This is a genomic window from Vibrio sp. 10N.222.46.A1, assembly GCF_041473595.1.
Taxonomy (GTDB): domain Bacteria; phylum Pseudomonadota; class Gammaproteobacteria; order Enterobacterales; family Vibrionaceae; genus Vibrio; species Vibrio tasmaniensis_A.
The window spans coordinates 1-2,428 of sequence record NZ_JBFRSN010000380.1; the positions used below are offsets into that span (position 1 = coordinate 1).

General features: G+C 42.4%; 1 protein-coding gene. It reads right to left on the reverse strand.

Features of this window, described 5'->3' with window-relative positions; genetic code table 11:
* Positions 1-324 precede the first annotated feature (324 nt).
* A partial coding sequence (locus AB4496_RS12085; protein WP_372131040.1) for an amino acid adenylation domain-containing protein occupies positions 325-2,428 on the reverse strand: 2,104 nt, incomplete at its 5' end.

A 2,428-nucleotide genomic window follows, 5' to 3' on the forward strand; every position in this document is an offset into this window, starting at 1 on the left:
AAGCTATTAAGCTATTAAGCTATTAAGCTATTAAGCTATTAAGCTATTAAGCTATTAAGCATATGCTAACTATATTCATATAGAACAATCAAGATAAATCCGGTTTTCGCTAGCGGATACATTAGCATAATTTCGTTTTAAGCAATTGATAAATAAATAACCCAACTAACGTACATCGCACCGTTAAATCGACATGTAGTAACCTTTGTATTTCGTGACCAACAAAAATTAACTTAGCGGGCTAACACGACAACACACCCCCCAATTAAATAAAATAGCCGAACTTTATTCGCTCGGCTTTCTCTGGAAGGTTTATTAAAGTGATTATAAAATCTCGTCGGCAACCTCTTTTGCGTTCCGACATTTAATCAACTTGCGTGTAAACACCTTACGCTCAAACGTTTTACTCAGTTTCTCTGCTACACCTTTTAGGTGAGATGGCTTTAAACCCAACGACAGAAACGCACTCTCCTCGCTAAAACCTTCTAAATGTTTTCCCGTCACTTGCTCATAAGCTTCGATAATCGACCCAAATTCTGATGTCGTTAACGTCGTTTTAGCGTTGTTCTGTTTCTCATTGTTCTGAGTAACAGAAGCTGAAGCGAGTTGTGGAGAGCTCACCGTCTGAGTCATTGAACGAACCAACTCTTCTCGCGCTTGAATCCGGTCAAACTTTCCATTTCGAGAGAGAGGCAGTTTATCCAATTCAAGTAACTGAGAAGGTACATGGGAGTTTGGTAAGCATTGCTGTGCAAAGTCACGAATAGCAGCAGCATTAGCGACTTGGCCATCCGCCACTTTATAGATCGCACCTAACGCTACGTCTCCATTACGTTCGGTATAGTCGACAATCAAAACTTGCTCAATCAGTGGGCAGCGATTTAACTCTTTCTCAATATCGGGTAACGACACACGGACGCCCCTAACCTTCACATAGCCATTAACCCGACCAGCAAAAATAATGGTGCCATCTTCACGATAATAGCCTAGATCACCGGTTCTAAACGCTCTGACCTCACTACCTAGATCATCAATTATCGTCACAAAATCAGTTTGTGTAAGCTCTCCATCAGATAAATACCCTGACGCAAGGTTTACTCCTACTGTCATGATCCGACCTGCTACTCCTTGTGGAACATGTTTACCCAATCCATCCATAATAAAGTACTGATTTGCAGGGAAAGGCCTGCCATAAGGAATAACCGATTTGTCTTCGTCGGTGACAAAGTGCCAGATACTCCATATCGTGGTTTCGGTAGGACCACCAATTGAGACAAGGCGAATATCTTGCTCCAGCGCTCTAAGTTCATCAATCGTTTTAGGTTTAACGTAATCCCCCCCTTGGCAAACTAAGCGTAGAGATTTGAGTTTTTCACCCTGCATACAAGACAACAACATTTCCATCAATGCCGGAACTGACTGCCAAATAGTAATACGGTGCTTCTCAACCAATTGATTCCAACGAATCGCGTCTTTTTCTTCACCAGCCTCTGGTAATACAATGGTTGCCCCGCAAGTAAACGAAGCATAAATATCAAACACAGAGAGATCATGATGGAACGGCGTTACGCACATCAACACATCTTCAGACGTTATTTGCCAAGCTTTACACGTTTCCCCGATGACATTGGAAGTTGCTCTGCTGTTCACTACAACGCATTTAGGTTTACCTGTTGTTCCCGATGTATACAGATAATAAGCACCATGCTCACTTTGACTAAGCACCTCTAAGTCCGTATTGGAGAGTGATGGATAAGCCTGCTCAACAGGTTGCAATAGTGCTTGATAGAGCACTGAGTTTTTACGCTGTGACGTTTGGTTAGTTACCACTAAATTGGCATTGCAATTACTCAGTAGGTAATCCAAACGCTCTTCTGGTGATGAAGCATCGATAGGCACCCATATAATCCCTGATAATGAACAGGCAATCGTCATCACTAAATGCTCAGGGCTCTTTGGCAAACAGATGGCCAACACATCACCTTGCTTCAAGCCAAGGTGAGCAATATGCTGCATCACCTTATGGACGTCCTCCCCAAATGCCTTGTAGCTGATATGCCGTTCACCACAAATGACCGCGATATCATCACTCGCATTTTCCGCAAGATTACGCGCTATCTTGGATAAGAACTTGGAGCATTCAAACTCTTTTACATCACAGTTCAATTTATAGTGTTCAAGGTTGAGTACCTTATGTGAAGGGATGTCAAAATCATGGGTCTCACATACGGTCTCAATGTGACGCTCTATCGATTCAAGTATGGAGACAACCACTCGTTTATCTAGTGCGTCAACCGCATAGTCAAAACTCAATACTAGATTTCGCCTTTCATCAAAATTAAGGCGGATATCTAACGCGACTTGAGGGGTTTGGGTTATACCATCAAAGAAGACGAGTTCATCGTCATCGGATAATGCATCCCAAGTT